Annotated in this window: 13 protein-coding genes and 1 tRNA gene; 12 read left to right on the top strand and 2 right to left on the bottom strand. The window is 64.8% G+C overall.

Annotated features, from left to right (window positions below; translation table 11 throughout):
• Nucleotides 1-64 precede the first annotated feature (64 nt).
• From LAQ73_RS01920 to LAQ73_RS01885, 8 genes are all read left to right on the top strand, one after another.
• Nucleotides 65-137: transfer RNA gene (locus tag LAQ73_RS01920), tRNA-Arg, on the top strand.
• A gap of 683 nt (nt 138-820) precedes the next feature.
• Entirely contained in the window at nt 821-3,874 is a 3,054-nt protein-coding gene (locus LAQ73_RS01915; RefSeq protein ID WP_224269572.1) for an ATPase, T2SS/T4P/T4SS family, read from the top strand.
• On the top strand, nt 3,871-5,904 hold the full coding sequence (locus tag LAQ73_RS01910; protein WP_224269571.1) for a type II secretion system F family protein: 2,034 nt from the start codon (nt 3,871-3,873) through the stop codon (nt 5,902-5,904). The genes LAQ73_RS01915 and LAQ73_RS01910 overlap by 4 nt, the downstream gene beginning before the upstream one ends.
• Nucleotides 5,901-6,467: a DUF7287 family protein gene (locus LAQ73_RS01905; protein ID WP_224269570.1), complete on the top strand. Its 567-nt coding sequence runs from the start codon at nt 5,901-5,903 to the stop codon at nt 6,465-6,467. The genes LAQ73_RS01910 and LAQ73_RS01905 overlap by 4 nt, the downstream gene beginning before the upstream one ends.
• Nucleotides 6,461-7,105: a DUF7288 family protein gene (locus LAQ73_RS01900; protein WP_224269569.1), complete on the top strand. Its 645-nt coding sequence runs from the start codon at nt 6,461-6,463 to the stop codon at nt 7,103-7,105. The genes LAQ73_RS01905 and LAQ73_RS01900 overlap by 7 nt, the downstream gene beginning before the upstream one ends.
• Nucleotides 7,102-8,049 (top strand): DUF7261 family protein, encoded by a 948-nt coding sequence (locus tag LAQ73_RS01895; RefSeq protein ID WP_224269568.1) that lies wholly within the window; start codon nt 7,102-7,104, stop codon nt 8,047-8,049. The genes LAQ73_RS01900 and LAQ73_RS01895 overlap by 4 nt, the downstream gene beginning before the upstream one ends.
• 25 nt (nt 8,050-8,074) lie before the next feature.
• Nucleotides 8,075-8,548 carry a DUF7266 family protein gene (locus LAQ73_RS01890; protein ID WP_224269567.1) on the top strand — a complete coding sequence of 158 codons (474 nt, stop codon included), beginning with the start codon at nt 8,075-8,077 and terminating at the stop codon, nt 8,546-8,548.
• The gene (locus LAQ73_RS01885) at nt 8,541-9,332 is read left to right on the top strand and encodes a DUF7289 family protein (RefSeq protein ID WP_224269566.1); all 792 of its coding nucleotides are present in this window, start codon (nt 8,541-8,543) and stop codon (nt 9,330-9,332) included. Before LAQ73_RS01890 ends, LAQ73_RS01885 begins: the two co-directional genes overlap by 8 nt.
• Nucleotides 9,333-9,404: 72 nt before the next feature.
• Here the strand turns inward: LAQ73_RS01885 and LAQ73_RS01880 are convergent, their stop codons facing one another.
• Nucleotides 9,405-10,898 (bottom strand): DUF7289 family protein, encoded by a 1,494-nt coding sequence (locus LAQ73_RS01880; protein WP_224269565.1) that lies wholly within the window; start codon nt 10,896-10,898, stop codon nt 9,405-9,407.
• Between the two features lie 317 nt (nt 10,899-11,215).
• On the opposite strand from LAQ73_RS01880, the gene LAQ73_RS01875 reads away from it, so the two are divergent.
• From LAQ73_RS01875 to LAQ73_RS01865, 3 genes are read left to right on the top strand one after another with little or no spacing between them, the layout of a single operon-like run.
• Nucleotides 11,216-14,296 carry a PAS domain-containing protein gene (locus LAQ73_RS01875; RefSeq protein WP_224269564.1) on the top strand — a complete coding sequence of 1,027 codons (3,081 nt, stop codon included), beginning with the start codon at nt 11,216-11,218 and terminating at the stop codon, nt 14,294-14,296.
• Nucleotides 14,289-14,744: a response regulator gene (locus LAQ73_RS01870; protein ID WP_224269563.1), complete on the top strand. Its 456-nt coding sequence runs from the start codon at nt 14,289-14,291 to the stop codon at nt 14,742-14,744. Before LAQ73_RS01875 ends, LAQ73_RS01870 begins: the two co-directional genes overlap by 8 nt.
• Complete coding sequence (locus LAQ73_RS01865) at nt 14,744-16,414, top strand: bacterio-opsin activator domain-containing protein (RefSeq protein WP_224269562.1); 1,671 nt, start codon at nt 14,744-14,746, stop codon at nt 16,412-16,414. Before LAQ73_RS01870 ends, LAQ73_RS01865 begins: the two co-directional genes overlap by 1 nt.
• 10 nt (nt 16,415-16,424) lie before the next feature.
• On the opposite strand, the gene LAQ73_RS01860 is transcribed toward LAQ73_RS01865, so the two are convergent.
• Nucleotides 16,425-16,646: a hypothetical protein gene (locus LAQ73_RS01860; RefSeq protein WP_224269561.1), complete on the bottom strand. Its 222-nt coding sequence runs from the start codon at nt 16,644-16,646 to the stop codon at nt 16,425-16,427.
• A gap of 84 nt (nt 16,647-16,730) precedes the next feature.
• Between LAQ73_RS01860 and LAQ73_RS01855 the strand changes: the two genes are divergently transcribed.
• Nucleotides 16,731-18,299 carry a sensor histidine kinase gene (locus LAQ73_RS01855; RefSeq protein ID WP_224269560.1) on the top strand — a complete coding sequence of 523 codons (1,569 nt, stop codon included), beginning with the start codon at nt 16,731-16,733 and terminating at the stop codon, nt 18,297-18,299.
• Nucleotides 18,300-18,402: the final 103 nt, after the last annotated feature.

Here is an 18,402-nt window from a genome sequence, read left to right as displayed (position 1 = left end):
TCGTCGGGCATCATTTTCACCGCCGAAGCGCACGCTTTTCAGCGACGACGACGAATCGGCGTCGGGGCGTGTGGCCTAGCGGATAGGGCGAGAGGTTCCTAACCTCTAGATCGTGGGTTCGAATCCCACCACGCCCGCTCTTCGTGCCGAACGCAGTGAGGCCGAAGAGTGACGCGTATGGGATTCGAATCAGGGAGGTCGTGCGCAGCGAAGCGAGCACGTCCGACCGTGGTTCGAATCCCGCCACGCTTGCTTACTGCGTTCGCTCTCGTGGCGTAGTTCGCAAACGCTCCGCGTTTGCTCACTCCCACCACGCTCGGTGGCGTGGTGAGCGGAGTCGATATCGAATCATGTCGGATACGAACCACGCTCTCGTTTCTCGTCGAGCGGTCGAGTGACGCTGTTTTCGGATGCGTCGTATCCAGTCGCCATCACAGTGTGTTCGTCCACCGTCTCTCGACAGGTGTGTTGAGAGACAGTTTTAAACCGGAGCTCCGCGGTCGACGTGGGTCTCAAGTACGATTGACGTCGCTTCTGCGCGGAGACGAGAGCACGAACCCCCGTCTCTCATCGCGTTTGCTATCTCGGCATCCAGTTTATCACTCGACGCTGTCGAACGCGCTGTTTCCCCTGTTGGCCTGTGCCGGTCCCGGTCCCGATGCGAGAAACGGTTATCTCCCGAAATCCGATTTGCGGGGCTTAGAGCCACTCGGAAGTCATTTTTGGCAAACGGCTGTCTCCGAACACACGTAATTAGTCCAAAGTATTTGAGAGTTAATTGGTGGAAGCACTTTTCAATAATGAACACAACTCACCCTCAATGGCTATCGACGACGCAGTCGACTCGGACTCCGGGCAGTTCGACGACGCCGGCGAGGGCGCGTCGGATTCCGAGGCGCGTCGCCCGGCCGCCGTGGGGGAGTACACGTGGGCTGAGTACCTCGACGAGTACGGGCCGCCGGGAGCGGCCGACGACCTCTATCGGGGGCTTCGACCCGCGCCGGGCACCGACCGCTGGGAGGACGACGAGGACGTACAGACGAAACCGCTGGGTGCGGACTGGGACCGCATCCCGCTCGACCCGGTGTCGTTTCTGGGCTTTCACCCCGACGACATCGACTCGCGCGTAGGGCTGGCCGGCGGCAACGCCGAGACGCTCCACGAGATATTCGAGTCGTTCTGCGACCCCGAGACGACCCCGGTCGTCAAGGACGAGTACATCTGGGAGCACTACAAGCGGGAGTACTACTACGAGGACGACGGCAGCCGCCCGCGAGACACCGACGGCGAGATCGAGCGGTTCGATCCGATCGACGCGCTGGGCCACGACCCCGACTACATCGAGAACACCATCTCGCATCTGAGCGACCGCGCCGACGAGCTGGAGGCGCTCATCGAAGAGCGCACCGTCAACACGAGAGGGGATTTCGACGAGGACGAGTTCTTCTCGACGGACGCGGGAACGACGACGGTCGCCAACCGCTACGACCTCGAAAAGGCGGTGCCGATGGCGAAGAAGACGCACTTCGAGGAGGTCGAACGCTACTGGGTGAACAAACCGTACGCGTTCGTCGTCATCTTCCACTCCACGAAGGAGAACGAGGACAAGTACTACCTCGTTCAGCCGTACATGAACCGATTGGAGACGGAGTTGGCGGAGTATCTCACGGGGAAGCTCCGGACGGCCATCAAGTACGCCGACGACGACGTGGTCGGCGGCGACGATCACCGTCGACGGGTCATCGAAGACCAGACGTACGAGCTGTTGGAGCGCTACGACCTCTACAGCCGCGAACGGACGGAGCCGTTTGCGAACACGCTCGCCGACCGTCTCGGCATCTCCGGCGACGACGAGGGTGTCGCGGGTAAGCTCGTCCGACTGCTCGGCTATCGACCGCTCGAACGCGAGAGCGCCGGACTCGACGGCATCGCCGCCCGCCCCGAACCCGCCGTATTGGCCGACGACGACGCCGACCTCACCGAGTACCAGGTCGAGAAACTGCTCAACTTCCTCACGCGGGATTTCATCGGCTACGAGCGCATCGACGGCATCAAACACGACATCAACGTCGAGGACATCTCCTGCGACGGCTACAACTCGCCGGTGTTCGTCTACCACGGCGACTACGAGCAGATAATCACGAACGTCTACCACGACGAAACCGAGTTGGACGACTTCGTCGTAAAACTCGCCCAGCGCTCCGGGAAAGGCATCTCGAAGCGTCGCCCGCAGGTCGACGCGACGCTCCCCGACGGCTCGCGGGCGCAGTTGACGCTCGGCCGGGAGGTGTCCGATCACGGGACGAACTACACCATCCGGCAGTTCAAGGACGTCCCGTTCACGCCCATCGACCTCATCTGCTGGCACACGTTCTCGCTCGACGAGATGGCCTTCCTGTGGCTCTGCATCGAGAACCACAAGTCGCTCATCTTCGCCGGGGGTACGGCGTCCGGAAAGACGACGAGCCTCAACGCCGTCTCGCTTTTCATCCCCTCGAACACGAAGATCGTCTCCATCGAGGACACCCGCGAGGTCGAACTCCCGCAGCGCAACTGGATCGCGTCGGTCACCCGACCCTCCTTTTCGGACGACAACGGCGGTGATGTCGACGAGTTCGACCTGCTGGAGGCCGCGCTCCGACAGCGCCCCGACTACATCGTGATGGGCGAGATTCGAGGTGAGGAGGGCCGGACGCTGTTTCAGGTCATGTCGACGGGGCACACGACGTACACGACGTTCCACGCCGACTCCGTCGGCGAGGTGCTCAAACGCTTCACGACAGAACCTATCAACGTCTCGAAGACGATGTTCTCGGCTTTGGACCTCGTCTCGATTCAGAGTTCGACGCGAGTGCAGGGCAACAAGGTCCGCCGGAACAAGTCGCTCACCGAGATCAACCATTACGACGCCGAAAACGACGAGATCAACGTCCAGGACGTCTACCAGTGGCAGGCCGAGGACGACGAGTTCCTGCTGATGGGCGACTCGAACACGCTCGACGAGATCAAGTTCGACCGCGGGTGGTCCGAGGAGACGCTGCAGTCCGAGATCTTCAAGCGACAGGTCGTTCTCGCCTATCTCATCGACCGCGGGCTGAACACCTACACGCAGGTCGCGGCGACGTTCCAGGCGTTCATCAACGACCCCGAGACCATCCTCACGCTGATGGCCGAAGACGGGCTGGAGAAGAGCCTCGAAGACCTCCGCGAGATGGAGTCGGTGCTCATCGACATCGACCCCGAGAAGGAGGAGATGGTGCCCCGTCCCGACCCCGACGCGGAGACGCTGGCGGAGGCCCGAGAGATTCTCGAGCGCGCGGAGGAGGAACTGTTCGACGACTACCGCGGCGAACCGGTCGGAAGCATCGCTGACGCGCTCTCGGGCGTCGAATCCGCGGCGGACGTGACTGCCACGCCGTCGACGCCGACCGACGAATCGCCGGCGGTTGACGGTCCGGCGCTCGGCGAAGCAGACGAGAACCCCGAACTCGACGCCGCCGAAGCGAACCCGGAACTCGCGGACGGCGACGAACGCGACGGCGACGTCCCGGCGCTCACCGACGGCGAGTCCGCGGAGGCCGGGGATTCGACGGACGCTGCGAACGCTGCGGATTTGACGGACGCTGCGAACTCTGGAGACGCTGCGGATTCGGCGACGTCGACGGCGGACGACGACCAGCTGTCTAACGACGATTCGACGCCTGACGACGACGAGGCCACAACCGTCGACACCCAGAACGAGGACGTAGACGGGGAGAGCGACGCCGGGGCGTCTGATGGCGCGAGCGACGAGCACGGCTCCGGCGCGGACGACGGATGGGACTTCGGGCAGTCGGCCCGTGACGCGGCGTCGACCGACGAGGGCGGCGAATGAGCCTCGACACCGGGTCGAGCGGCGCGGGCAGCGCCAACGCCGGCGAGAAACTCGGCGACGCCTTCTACCCGCTGTTCACGTGGCTGTTCGACCCCGAGGGCGACTTCGTCGCCGACGTGGAAGAGAAACTCTCGCAGGCGCGCGCGACGACGACGGTCGAACTGTACATCTCGCAGGCGCTGGCCGTCGGCGTACTCGCGGGGCTCGCGCTGTGGTTCCTCGGGACGATACTCGGCTACGCGCTGTTCCAGTTTGGCATCGTCAACACGGAGATGCTCTCGCTCGGCGCGCGCATCCCGAATCCGACGCTCGTCGACCTCCTGGAGGCGATGAAGATGCCCGCCGCCGTCGGCATCACGGGACTGGTGTTCGGTTCGGTCGGTTTCGGCCTCGGCTTCGGCACGCTACTGGCGATTCCGTACTCCACCGCCTCCGCTCGAAAACGCGAGATAGACATGCTCCTCTCCGACTCCATCTCGTTTATGTACGCGCTCTCCGTGGGCGGGCTGAACCAACTGGAGATTCTGGAGTCGATGGCGATGGCCGAGGACACGTACGGCGAAGTCGCCCGCGAGTTCAGAAGCATCGTCCAGGAGACCGAGTACTTCGGCACCGACTATCGAAGCGCTATCCAGAAGCAGGCGATGGAGACGCCGAGCGACGAGCTCTCGCAGTTTCTCACCGACATGCTCTCCATCGTCAACTCCGGCGGCAACATGCAGCAGTTCCTCGACGACAAGAAGGACAAGCACATGCGCACCGCCAAGCAGCAACAGGAGTTGACGCTCGAAACACTGGAGCTGTTCGGCGAGATGTACATGACGCTCTCGCTGTTCCCGCTGCTTCTCATCATCATCCTCGTCATCATGAGCATGCTCGGCAACGCCGACGACATGCTCCTGTACGCGACCGTGTACGGACTCATCCCGCTGACGGGCGTCGGCTTCCTCGTCCTCGTCTCGACGGTGAAGCAGGACGAGGTCGGCGACGGCTATCTCAACCCGGCCGACAGCAGCGACCGACTCGCCGAGACCAACAAGGAGGGGCTGGTTCACCTCGGTCTCGTCGAGAGCTTCGTCGGCGAGTACAGCCTCTTCGACCGCGTGAAAAATCGCGAGGGGACGTTCAAGACCAAGGAGTTGCTGAAACAGCCGCACATCTTCTTCCGCGACAACCCGCTTTTCACGCTCGTCTTCACGCTCCCCGTCGCCGCCGTCGTCATCGGCGTCTCGGCGGCCAACGGCGTCGCGCCGCTGTCGTGGGACGGCATGGTCGCCCAACCCGTCTGGGGGACGTTCGTCTGGTGGTACGTTCCGTCGTACATCGTCGCCGTTCCCCTCGCCGTGTTCCACACGTGGAACGTTTACTCGCGCAACGCCGTCGTCGGCAAGCTCTCCGACAACCTCCGGAAACTGTCGAGCGCCAACGACACCGGCCAGACGCTGCTCGAATCGGTCAAGACGGTGTCGGACACCTCGTCGGGGAAACTCGCCGACGAGTTCGACGTTATGTACGCGAAGGTCCACTACGGGATGAGCCTCAAGGAGGCGCTCGTCGAGTTCAACAACAAGTACCACATCCCGCGACTGGCGCGGACGGTCAAGCTCATCACGAAGGCCCAGGAGGCGTCCAGCCAGATTACCGACGTGCTGACGACGGCGGCCCAAGCGTCGGAAAACCAGGACGACATCGACCGCGAGCGGAAGTCGCGCGCACGGATGCAGGTGGTCATCATCATCATGACCTACCTCACGCTGTTGGCGGTGATGGCCATCCTCAAGACGCAGTTCCTCGACGTGATGTCGGGGCTGACGCAGGGCGGGGGCGGACAGAGCGCCGGCGGCATGAGCTTCGGCGGCGGCGTCGACACTAACGTGCTCTCCGTCCTGTTCTTCCACGCGGTCACCCTCCAGGCCGTCCTCTCGGCGTTCATCAGCGGCTACATCCGCGACGCCGACATCATCTCCGGCGTCAAGTTCGTCGTCGTGCTCCAGACCATCGCGCTCGCGGTGTGGGTGGTGGTCGGATGAGTCTGCGCCCCGAAGACCGGGCGCTTCGACGCGATCCCCGCGCGCAGACGACTATCGACTTCGCCATCGGCGCGGGCGTCTTCCTGCTCACCGTCGCGTTCGTCGTCGCGTTCGTCCCGTCGATGCTCGCGCCGTTCGCCGACGGGGGGCAGGAGGACACCGTCGTCGCCGACAGAGTGGCGTCGAACCTCGTCGGTGGGACGCTGAGCGCCCCCGGAACTCCGTACCGCGTCGACGGCGAGTGCGCGGCGGTGTTCTTCGATGCGCCGGTGGCCAGCGACCCCGACTGTGGATTCGACGGCACGTCGTTGAACGAGCGCGTCGGCGTCGCCGCCGACGTGCGTCTGAACGTCACTCTCGACGGTGACTGGACCGGTGACGGCGTCGAACGTCTCTGCTGGGACGAGAACGAACGGCGCGTCGTCGCGGCCAGTGCCAGCGGCTGCGATCACCGATTCGAGGACGGCGATACGCCGCCGACCGACACCAACTCGGTCGTCGTGGCGTGGCGAACCGTCTCGTTCGCGGGCGACCCCGCACAACTGGAGGTGCGCGTGTGGTGAACCGCGAATGCGGAACTGACCGCGGCCAAGCGCACACGCTCGAAGCGGTGTTGTCGGCGATGATTCTGCTCACGAGCGTCATCTTCGCGCTGCAGGTGACGGCGGTGACGCCGCTGTCGGCGAGTACGTCCAGCCAGCACATCGAGAACCAACAGCAGGCGACGGCCGAGGGGTTGCTCACCGCCGCCGCCGACTCCGGTGCGCTCGAACGGACGTTGCTACTGTGGGGCGACGGCGACGGCGACGGCGACCGTGAGTTCCGCGGGGCGACCAACGAGGCGTACTACACCGGCGGCTATCCGCCCACCGAGTTCGGACGGATGCTCCGCTCGACGTTCGGTGACCGCGGCGTCGCCGCGAACGTCTATGTCCGTTATCACACCGCCGCGGGCGACGAGCGCCGCCAGCGTCTCTTCTATCAAGGCGAACCGAGCGACAACGCGGCGATGGCAACGCACCTCGTCACGCTGTACGACGATGCGGTGCTGTACGACGATGAGGACGACGACGGTGTCGCCGAACCGACAGAGCCGGAGACGCAGATAGACGGCTCGAACTTCTACGCCGAGAACGTCGACGGAACCGACAGCGGCGTCTACAGCGTTCTCAGAGTGGAGGTGGTCGTGTGGCGGATGTGAGTCGGTTCGACGGTGCCGACGACCACCCCGACGACTCGGCGCTCCGCGACAGAGCGCAGTTGTTCCTCGTCGGCGCGCTCTCGCTGGCCGTCGTCTTCGTCGCGCTCTCGCTCATCCTCAACTCCGCCATCTACACGGAGAACCTCGCGACGCGCAGCACCGACGCGGCGGGCGGGGCGGCGGTGCTCGACACCCGCGCCGACGTCGAGGCGGGCGTCGCCGGACTCATAGAGTACGAGAATCGGAATCGAGCGTCGGTCGACCCCACCGCCGTCGAGAACGGGGTGGCGGAACTCAACAGCCAAGTCGGCAACTACAGCGTCCGCAACGGCCGTGCGGTGCGCGTTTCCTACGTGTCGAGAACAGACGGAACGGCCGCCGAGCAGTCGACTGAGGGGAATTTCTTCGCCGACGGAACGACGACGGCCGACTGGTCCGTCGCCACGAACGTCGACGGCCTCCGCGCGTTCGAGCAGCGAGTGCAAATCGGCTCGCTAGCCACCGAGTCGGGAGACCCGTTCGCCACCGAGTTCGTCGGCGGCGGCGACACCCATCGCGTCCGTCTCCTGCGCGTCGGCGACGACGACCTGCGCGTCGAAGTCACCACGCTATCGGGCGAAGTCGAAGAAACCGAACGTTGCGCGCTGTACGACGGCGCGTCCGTCGACGAGTCCGTCACCGTCGACCTCACGTCGGCTACCGTCGGCGGCGAACCGTGCCCGGCGCTGGAGTTCTTCGACGAGTCGGCCATCTACGACGTGTCGTACGAAAACGGCGACGCGGTCAGCGGAACTTATCGCTTCGTCGTCGACGAGGGGAGCGTCCAGGCGGTCCCCAACTCGAAGGAGGTCGTCTACGCTGTGACCGTCGACCTCGCGTACTACTCGTCGAACCTCGACTACGAGACGACGCTACGGGTCGCCCCGGGGGAGGCCGGTGCGTAGTCAGCGCTCGCTCTGGTCGTCACCGATGCGGACCGACCGCGCGGCGGCATCCAATACTGACCGCGCGGTGTCGACGACGCTGTCGTACGTGCTCGCGCTCGGCATCACAGGCATCCTCATCTCGGGGCTGCTCGTCGCCGGCGGCGGACTCGTGGAGGACCAGCGCGACCGGACGCTCGAAAACGAACTCCGCGTCGTCGGCCAGCAACTGGCCGCGGACCTCGAAACGGCCGACGCGCTGGTTCGCTCCGCGCCGTCGGGGAGGGTGCGACTCGCCCGGCAGCTCCCCCCGCGCGTCGTCGGGTCGAGTTACGTCGTCGAGATAGCCGACGAGGACGGCGACGGCGACACCGAGATGATTCACCTCTCGACGTCGAACCCGGACGTGACCGTCTCCGTCTCGTTTGCGACACGGACGACAGTCGCCGCCGATTCCGTTAGCGGCGGCGACGTGCGTATCGTCTACGCGGACGGAGAACTGGTGGTGGAGCATGCGTAGCCGTCGTCGGGGCGGATGCGCGTCGACCCGTCGCTCACGGGCGGTCAGCGAGACGGTGAGTTTCATCCTCGTCTTCGCGCTCATCACCAGCACCGTCGGCGTCGTCTACGTCTCCGGCTTTTCCGGCTTGCAGGACGCCCGCGACGCGGAGCGATTCACGAACGCCGAACGCGCGTTCGACGTGATGGCCGACAACCTCGCCGACATCCACCACGAGGACGCGCCGAGTCGGGCGACCGAACTCAAACTCGCCGAATCGCAACTGCTTCTCGGGCAGTCACACTCCATCGGTGTCGACATCGAGGGGCGTGATGCGGTCGACGACCCGGGGAAGTCCTACCAACCGATTCTCTTCCGGACCGGGTCGGGGCCGGAACTCGTCTACGAGAACGGCGCGCTCATCCGCACCGACGCCAGCGGCGGGTCGGTGATGCTCCGGGAGCCCGACTTTGTGTCCCGAGGAACCGGCGACGATCGAATTCTCGTCGTGCCGATGATTCTGACGAACCCCGGCGACGGCCGGTCGAACGTCGGCGGGTCGACGACGGTGTTAGTCCGCGCCGAGCACGCCGGAACCGAGCGGTTCCCCGACGCGACCACCTCGGTGACGCTCACGCTCGACACGACGACGGAGCGAGCGCCCGTCTGGGAACGGTACTTCGAGTCCGAACTCGGCCGCGAGTGCGAGTTGACCGGTGTAGCGGAGTCGACGGTGACGTGTTCGGACGTTCCGGTCGGCCGCGTGCACGTGACCGCGACGTATCTCACCGTCGAGTTCGAATAACTCTCCGACGCGAGTTCGGCCGACTCCGGTCGGCGACTTCTCAGTCGAACCGGCCGCAGACGCCTCGCCGCCTCAGTCGAGTTCGACGACGACTTCGCTCTCGCTCACCTGCAGGTACGTGACGTAGTTCTCGTCGCCGCTGTAGACGACACGGCCGCTGGAGACGCTCTCGCTTATCGTGTTGGAGTTCTTGTCGTAGACGATCAGCTCGAACGACGGCGAGAGCAGCGAGAAGTAGTGGCTGACGAGCGTCGAGAGCGGGAGTTCGTCGTTCTCGCCGGCCGTGTACGTCTCGCCGGAATCCGCCTCGTGCTCGTCGAACGTCACGCTCTCTCGGAGCTCTCCCGGCTTGAAGTGCATCAGTTCGCTCTTCTGGAGTTTTTTGTACGTGAGACTCGCACCGTTGTCGACGAAGTCCGCGTCCAGCAGCACCTCGTTGTCGCCGTCGCCGTCGAGGTCCTCGCAGTGAGTGGTGAACGCGTCGTCGTCGTACCACCCGTGGTACGTGTCGCCGCCGTCGTCGGAGTAGTAGACGGACGTCGAGATGGCGATGTCACATCCGCTGGAACCGGTCTTTCTGAGGTGAATCTCGAACTGTTGGTCTCCCTCCTCGGCAGCGAGCGACCACTGCAGGTTGTTGAAGTTCGCGCTGTCGCTGTCGTCGGGGCGCAACGCGATGCTGAAGTCGTCGAGGGTGTGTTCGGCCATCCCCCGAACGTCGATGGACCCGCGCTCGGCGGGCATCCGGAAGTCGCCGTTCGTCCCGAGGGTGACGAGTGCCACCGTCGCCGTCTGTGTCCCCGGATACACTTCGACCTCACCCTCGGTTCGACTTCGGAAGAACTCGGCCCACGCGCGATAGTATTCGCTCTGAACCTTGACGACGACGCGGCCGTTCTCGACGGGGTTCACGTATCGTCGCGCGCCATCTTCATCCTCCCCATACGTCGCCGACGAATCGGGGTACACCCGGTCTCCGCGCGACTGTGCCTTGATTCGTGCGCTCGATGCCCCGCTCGTCGTGGACGTCCCCGTCGCCCGAACGACCGGCAGCGTGAGCGTGCCGTCGCGGTAGTGGAACTCCGGTGGCGACACCATCGTCGCGCCGCCGTCGGCGGGCGCAGACCAGACGCCGCCGCCCTGATAGGCGATAGTGCCACCGTCAGCGGCATGGTAGACGACCGCTCCGAGCGGCTCGTCGTACAGCGTCTCGTCGCTTCCTGCGCCGTCGTAGTTCTCGTGGACGATGGTGAGTCGACCGCTCGACTCGTCGACGACGTACTGGCCGCCGGAGCGGCCCAGCGAGACGGTCTTGACTTCGGAGTCACCGAGTGCGACCGTCGCCGCCTTCGAGTCGAACAGCGTCATCACTTGTTCGGCTCGGTCGAACTCGGAGTGCGACTTCGCGTCGTCGATGGCGACGCCTCCGAGCGCGACGACGGCCGCCGTCCCGGCGACGACCAACCCGAACAACAGGACGACGCCGATGAGTTCCGACTGGGCGCGGTCTCCCCTTCTCGTTTCGCGCGCGAGTCGCCTCTCTCGCGCGGGCCTGGATTCCTGCATTGGACGCTGATTGTGCTCAACCTATAAAAATTCACGTCAGTCTACGTCGGATTGAGTTCCGACGCCGTCGTGCTCGTCGAGCGCTTCAGGGGGTGGCGCATCCAACCGCCGGTGACGCTCCAGAAAACCCGCGAACGACGAGCGCCCGGGTCGGCCGACGACGAGCGCGCTGTTTCCCTCCTCCTAGTTCGACCGGCACTGCCGTCACATCGGCCGCCTTCCGTTCGAAACGGAGGCAGTATCAGCGTGACCTGTCCTAACACTAAACAACACATATCGAGAAGCTTTACCGCGTTCACCTCGGCTACCCTCTTAGAATGGACTCGTGCTCATCGGCCGACGGGAAACTCCGCAGTCGGATTCGACAGCAGGAGGTCGTCGCCGAACTCGGTCAACGTGCGCTCGAAGCAGACGACCTCGACGCGCTGATGTGCGACGCGACGGCGGCCGTCGCCGAGACGCTGGACTGCGAGTTCTGCGAGGCTCTCGAACTACTGCCGGACGGAGCGGAACTCGTACTCCGAGAGGGCGTGGGCTGGCGGGACGAGCTCGTCGGAAACACGACGGTACCGGCCGACTGCGCCTCGCAGGCGGTATACACACTAAACACGGAGCGGCCCGTCGTCGTCGACGACCTGCGAAGCGAAGAGCGGTTCTCCGGCCCCGGGTTGCTGACCGACCACGACGTCGTCAGCGGTATCAGCGCTATCATCGGTTCGGTCGAACGGCCGTGGGGGATTCTGGGCGTGCACTCGACGCAGCGCCGAGAGCTTTCCGAACACGACGCCAGCTTCGTCCAAAGCGTCGCGAACATCCTCGCGTCGGCCATCGAGAACGAGCGAACGCAACACGAACTCGACGAAATCTACGGCCGCATCTCCGACGCCTTCTTCGCGCTCGACGAGGAGTGGCGGTTCACATATCTCAACGAGCGTGCGCACGAAGTAATCAACCCTGAGGGGCGGACTCTGGTCGGAGAACACGTCTGGACGGTGTTTCCCGAGGCGACCAGTCGAAAGTTCAAATCGAAGTACGAGCGGGCAATGTACGAACAGGAGACGGTCTCTTTCGAGGAGTACTACCCCGACCCGCTCGATACGTGGTTCGAAGTGCGGGCGTACCCCTCGGAAACGGGACTCTCCGTCTACTTCCGCGATGTCACCGACCGAAAGAAGCGCGAACGTGCACTCGAACAGAGCGAACAACGCTACCGAACGCTCGCGGAGTCGTTCCCGAACGGCATCGTCACCCTGTTCGACGACGACCTCCGCTACACGCTCGCGGCTGGGCAAGCCTTCGACTACCTCCCGGTCTCCCCGACCGACGTCGAAGACCACGCGCCGAGCGAAACGTGGGGGGACGACGTGGGCGAGGTGCTCGGCCCGGCGATGCGAGAGGCGCTCGACGGGAAGGAAGCGTCGATCGAGGTGTCGTACGTCGGTCGAGAGTGGAGCATCTACGCGGTGCCGATCGTCGACGAGGAAGGCGAAGTGTTCGCCGGGATGACGATGGCTCAGGACGTCACGGAACAGCAAGCACAGGAGCGGAAGTTGCGCGAGGCGAAAGACCAACTGGAGGCGGCGACCGACGCCGGCGCGGTCGGCACGTGGGAGTGGGACGTCCGGCGCGACGAGATGGTCGTCGGCCGGTCGTTCGCGCGGACGTTCGGGGTCGACCCGGAGGCGGCCCGCGAGGGCGTGTCACTCGACCGGTTCATCTCGGCCATCCATGAGAACGACCGCGACCGGGTCGTCGCCGACATCGAGGAGGTCGTCGAATCGTGCGGGGAGTACGAGTCCGAGTACCGCGTCCGGAACGCCGACGACGAACTCCAGTGGGTGGTCGCGCGAGGACACGTCGAGTGCGACGCGGACGGCGACCCCGTCACGTTCCCCGGCGCGCTCACCGACATCACGGAGCGCAAACGCGCCGAACTGGAACTACAGCGGAACAAGAGCCAACTGGAGTCGCTGTTCGAGGTGCTCCCCGTCGGCGTCGTCGTCGCGGAGGCCGACGGCCGACTGGTCGAAGCCAACGACACGGCGAAGGAGATCTGGGGCGGCGACGTGTTCGACGCCGAATCCGTCGAGGAGTACGTGCGGTTCCCGGCGGTGTGGGCGGAGTCGGGCGAGGAGGTCGAATCCGACGAGTGGGCGATGTCGCGGGTGCTCGACGGCGAGGAGGTGACCGACCCGAACATCTACGAAATCGAGGCCGCCGACGGCGAACGTCGCATCATCAGCGCGCAGGGGATGCCGGTTCGGGACGCCGACGGCGAGGTGACCCGCGGCGTCGTCACGATAACGGACATCACCGAGCGCCGGGAGAACCAGCGACGGGTCGAAGAGAGCGAACGCCGATACCGGACGCTCGTCGAACACTTCCCCGGCGGATCGGTGGGTCTGTTCGACAGCAATCTGGAGTACACCGCCGCGGGCGGACAACTCATGGACGAAATCGGTCTCAGCGCGGAGGACCGAATCGGAAGCAGCGTCTACGACACCTACCCCGACGAACTCGTCGACCAGGTCGAACCGCACTTCCAGGCGGCGCTCGACGGCGAGGAGCACTCCTTCGAGGTCGAGTTCTACGACCGCTACCTGCTGGCGCACACCCTCCCGGTGAGAAACGCCGAAGGCGAAGTGTTCGCGGGCATGGTCGTCGCCCAGGACGTCACCCAGCGTCGCGAGTACGAGCGGATGCTCGAAGCCTCCAACGAGCGACTGGAGCAGTTCGCGTACGTCGCCTCCCACGACCTGCAAGAGCCGCTGCGGATGATCTCGTCGTACCTCCAACTCATCGACCGCCGCTACGCCGACGATTTCGACGAGGACGGACGGGAGTTCATCGAGTTCGCCGTCGACGGCGCCGACCGGATGCGCGAGATGCTCGACGGCCTGCTGAAGTACTCGCGGATAACCACCCAGCAGGACCCCCTCGAACCGGTCGACCTCGACGAGGTTCTCGCGGATGTCCGCGACGACCTCGCGATCAAAATCGAGGAGAGCGACGCCGAGATCGAGGCGGAGTCGCTCCCGCGCGTCAAGGGCGACGAGCGGCAGTTGCGTCAGGTGTTCCAGAATCTGCTGGACAACACGATTAAATACAGCGGGGACAAACGCCCACGAGTGAACGTCGCTGCGGAACGAAACGGGGGGGAGTGGACCATCTCGGTCAGTGACAAAGGAATCGGCATGGACCCCGACGACACCTACCGAATCTTCGAGGTGTTCCAGCGCCTCCACACCCAGAACGGACACGACGGGACGGGTATCGGCCTCGCGTTGGTCGAACGCATCGTCGAACGTCACGGCGGCGACATCTGGGTGGAATCGGAACCCGGCGAGGGGTCGACGTTCTCGTTTACTCTGCAGGCGGTGGAGAGTCCCGATGAGTGACTCATCAGACGCCGGGAGACCGGCGGAAATTCTGCTCGTCGAAGACAACCCGGGCGACGTCCGCCTCACCGAGGAGGCGTTCAAGGAGGGGCAGATAGAGAACAAACTCCACGTCGTCACCGACGGGGTCGAAGCGCTCGACTTCCTCTTCAAACGCGGCGAGTACGCCGACGCACCGTGTCCGGACATCGTCCTGTTGGACCTCAACCTCCCGCGGAAGAACGGCGACGAGGTGCTCGAAGAGATCCGCAGCGACGCCGACCTCGCGAAGGTGCCGGTCATCATCCTGACGAGTTCGGGCGCGGAGTCCGACGTGGCGAAGTCGTACGAGTTGCACGCGAACGCGTATCTGACGAAACCGGTCAACCCGGTGGAGTTCGTCGAGACGATACGGTCGTTCAACTCGTTTTGGCTCTCGATCGTCCGGCTTCCGTGTGATCAACGCTGATGTCCGGAGACGAACTCGACATCCTCCTGATCGAGGACAATCTGGGCGACGTGAGACTCATCGAGGAGTATCTCCGAGAGCCGATCGGCGCCGCGGCGCAGGACGGCGCGAGCGAGGCGCATAGCGTCCCGTCGCTTCGACGCGCGGACTGCCTCACGGCGGGACTCGAACTGCTGGACAGCCGCGACGTCGACGTCGTGTTGCTGGACCTCGGTCTGCCGGAGAGCCAAGGGCTCGAAACGCTCGAAACGGTGCTCGAACACACGGCGCACATGCCCATCGTCGTTCTGACCGGACTGAAGGACGAGGCGGTCGGTCTGCAGGCGGTCGAGCAGGGCGCACAGGAGTACCTCGTCAAGGACGAACTGACGAGCGCGCTTCTACAGCGGTCGCTCCGCTACGCGATCGAGCGACAGAACCGCGAGCGACGGTTGGCCCACCAGCGCGAACAGCTCGCGGCGCTGAACCACCTCAACGCCGTCGTCCGCGACATCAACGAGGCGCTGGTTCAGCAGTCGACCCGCGACGAGATCGAGCAGTTGGTCTGCGACCGCCTCGCCGCCTCCGAGTCGTATCGGTTCGCTTGGGTCGGTTCCCTCGACCGGAACAGCCAGGAGGTCACCGTACGGGCCAAAGCCGGCGCCGAGGGCTACCTCGACAACGTCACCATCACTGCCGATGGGAGCGAAACGGCCAACGGACCGACGGGAAAGGCGATTCGGACGCAGGAGGTGCAGGTCGCCCAGCAGATTCCCGAGAACCCCGACTACGAGCACTGGCGAGAGCGCGCTCTCGAATACGGCTTCGAGTCGTCTGCGGCGATTCCCATCGCCCACGAGGGTCTCCTGTACGGCGTGTTGAACGTGTACGCCGCGCGGCCGTACGCCTTCGAGGGGGAGGAGTACGCGGTGATACGCCAACTCGGCGAAATTATCGGCCACGCCGTCGCCGCGCTCGACCGGAAGGCGGCCCTGATGAGCGACGACGTCACCGAGGTCCGATTCCGAGTCGAGAAGATGTTACAGCAGATCGGCGTCTCCGAGATTCCGGGCGGTTCCATCACCTTCGACCGCGTGGTCCCCATCGGCGACGACTCCTACCTCGCCTACGGGACCGTCGTCGAAGCGGAGATCGACTCGCTCCCGGGCCTCGTCGAGGAGGTCCCCCACTTCGAGAGCTTCAAGATAATCAGCGAGGTCCCGGGGTCCGCGCAGTTCGAACTCCACCTCACGAAGCCACCGATCATCTCGACGCTGGCCTCGCAGGGCGGCTACATCGAGGAGGCGACCATCGAGGACGGCGACTTCCACCTCGTGGTCCACCTCCCGCCGAACGCCGAGGTGTGGCGGTTGAGCGAGGCGATACAAGAGGCGTACCCCGACGCCGAGGTGGTCGCACAGCGGCAGACGACCCGCCGCGACCGGTCCGCACAGCAGATTCAGACGGCGGTGTCGGAGGAGCTAACCGAGCGCCAGCGAGCGGTGCTCGAAACCGCGTACCTCGCCGGCTTCTTCAACTGGCCGCGCGACAGCTCCGGGAAGGCCGTCGCCGAATCGCTCGGCGTGTCTGCGCCGACGTTCCACCAGCACATCCGGATCGGTCTCTCCAAACTGCTGGGTGCGCTGTTCTCTGACTCCGCGAAGGACGGGCGTGCGGAGTCTCGCTCGTAGAATACACGCTTTAGGTTCGAAAGCGAAAACGACGCAACGGCGTGACTTCACGTTCGGCTTCGATGGGTGAGCCTCGAGTATCCGAACTCTCGTCTCCGTACCGCCCGTCGGTCGCGTTCAGTACGCCTCGGTAGGCGACGGTACCGAGATGGGCGGCGTAGACGCCCCGGCCGGTCCACAGCCCGAACGCTCCGCCGTCGACGGCGAGCAGTTGCTTCAGCGGTCGCCGCACAGCGAGAGGAGCACGGGAGGAGATCGGAACGAGCTACAAGAGACGTGCGTAATGCCCATATTGCTCCACCAGTGAGTACACCCAATGACAGACCCCGAGACGCCGGGTGAACATCCTCGTCAAAGTTCTCCCGAAGCGGTCTTCGAGCGCGTCTCCGACGCGGTTTTTGCGCTCGACGAAGACTGGCGATTCACGTACCTCAACGACCGAGCCGAAACCCTGTTCGGGCGGGACATCGAGACACTCCGCGGGACGGTCATCTGGGAGGAGTTCCCCGAGATGGCCGACACCCCGTTCCAGTGGGAGCACGAGCGAGCGATGGAGACGCAGGACCCCGTCACGTTCGAGGCGCATTACCCGCCCCGAGAGAGCTGGTTCGAGATGCGCATCTACCCCTCCGAGACCGGCCTCTCGGTGTACGCCCACGACGTCACCAATCCGGACGAGCGACAGCAGGAACTCGAAAAGCGGGAGCAGGCCCTCCGACGCGCCAGCGAGGTGATGTCGGCGACGGACCGGCCGTTCTCCCAGCAGATGGAATCGCTTCTCGAGGTGGTTCGCACGACGGTCGGAACCAAGTTCGCGACGCTCTCGCGCGTCGACGAGAGCGCCGGCGAGTACATCTTCGAGCACGTGGCGACGCCGGAGGGGTCCGGCCTCGAATCGGGCGACACGACGCCGCTCTCGACGCTCCCCAACTGTTCGCGCGTCGTCGAGACGGCGGAGACGCTCGTCCTGCAGGACGTGGAGGCGGAGGCACCGGAACTGGTCGACCCCGAGTGGGGCATCTCCTGTTACCTCGGGACGCCGGTCATCGTCAACGGGAACGTGTACGGGACGTTCTGCTTCTACGGGATGAAGGCCCGAACCGAGGAGTTCTCCGACTGGGAGGTGTCGTTCATCAGCCTGCTCAGCAACTGGGTGAGCAACGAACTCGAGCGCGAGGTGTACAAACGAGAGCTCAAGGAGTCCAACGAGGAGCTCGAGCAGTTCGCCTACGCCGCCTCCCACGACCTGCGGGAACCGCTGCGGATGGTGTCGAGTTTCCTCGGGCTCATCGAGCGCCGCTACGCCGACGACCTCGACGAGGACGGACAGGAGTTCGTCGAGTACGCGATGGACGGAGCGAACCGGATGAACGACATGATCGAGGGGCTGCTCGAGTACTCGCGTATCGACACGCGCGGCAGTCCCTTGGAGCCGGTGTCGTTGGACGCCGTCTTCGAGGACGTCCGCGAGAACCTTCGAGTGAAAATCGAGGAGTCCGACGCCGATATCGACGCGGAGTCGCTCCCCCGCGTCGAGGGTGATACCAACCAACTCCGACAGCTGTTCCAGAACCTGCTGAGTAACGCCCTCGAGTACAGCGGCGAAGCGCCGCCGCGGGTGCACGTCTCGGCGGAGCGGCTGGACGACAAGTGGCGGGTCTCGGTCAGTGACGAGGGCATCGGCATCGACTCCGACGGCGCAGACCGCGTCTTCGAGGTGTTCCAGAGCCTCCACACGCGGGAGGAGGGAGCCGGCATGGGAATCGGTCTGGCGCTGTGCGAGCGCATCGTCGAACGCCACGGCGGCGACATCTGGTTCGAGTCCGAACTCGGCGAAGGGACGACGTTTCACTGCACGCTTCCGGCGGCGGAGTCCGACGACTGAACGCGTCGCGTCCGTCGTCCGCTCGTAGCGACGGGTCGCCGACTCGGTTTTCGGTCGGGTTCGTGGCCGGCGAATCCAGCCGTTCCGGCAACTGCGACGTGCA

This window comes from Haloprofundus salinisoli (assembly GCF_020097815.1).
GTDB lineage: Archaea > Halobacteriota > Halobacteria > Halobacteriales > Haloferacaceae > Haloprofundus > Haloprofundus salinisoli.
The sequence above is the reverse complement of the archived record's forward strand: the minus strand, read 5'-3'. Positions and strand labels throughout refer to the sequence as shown.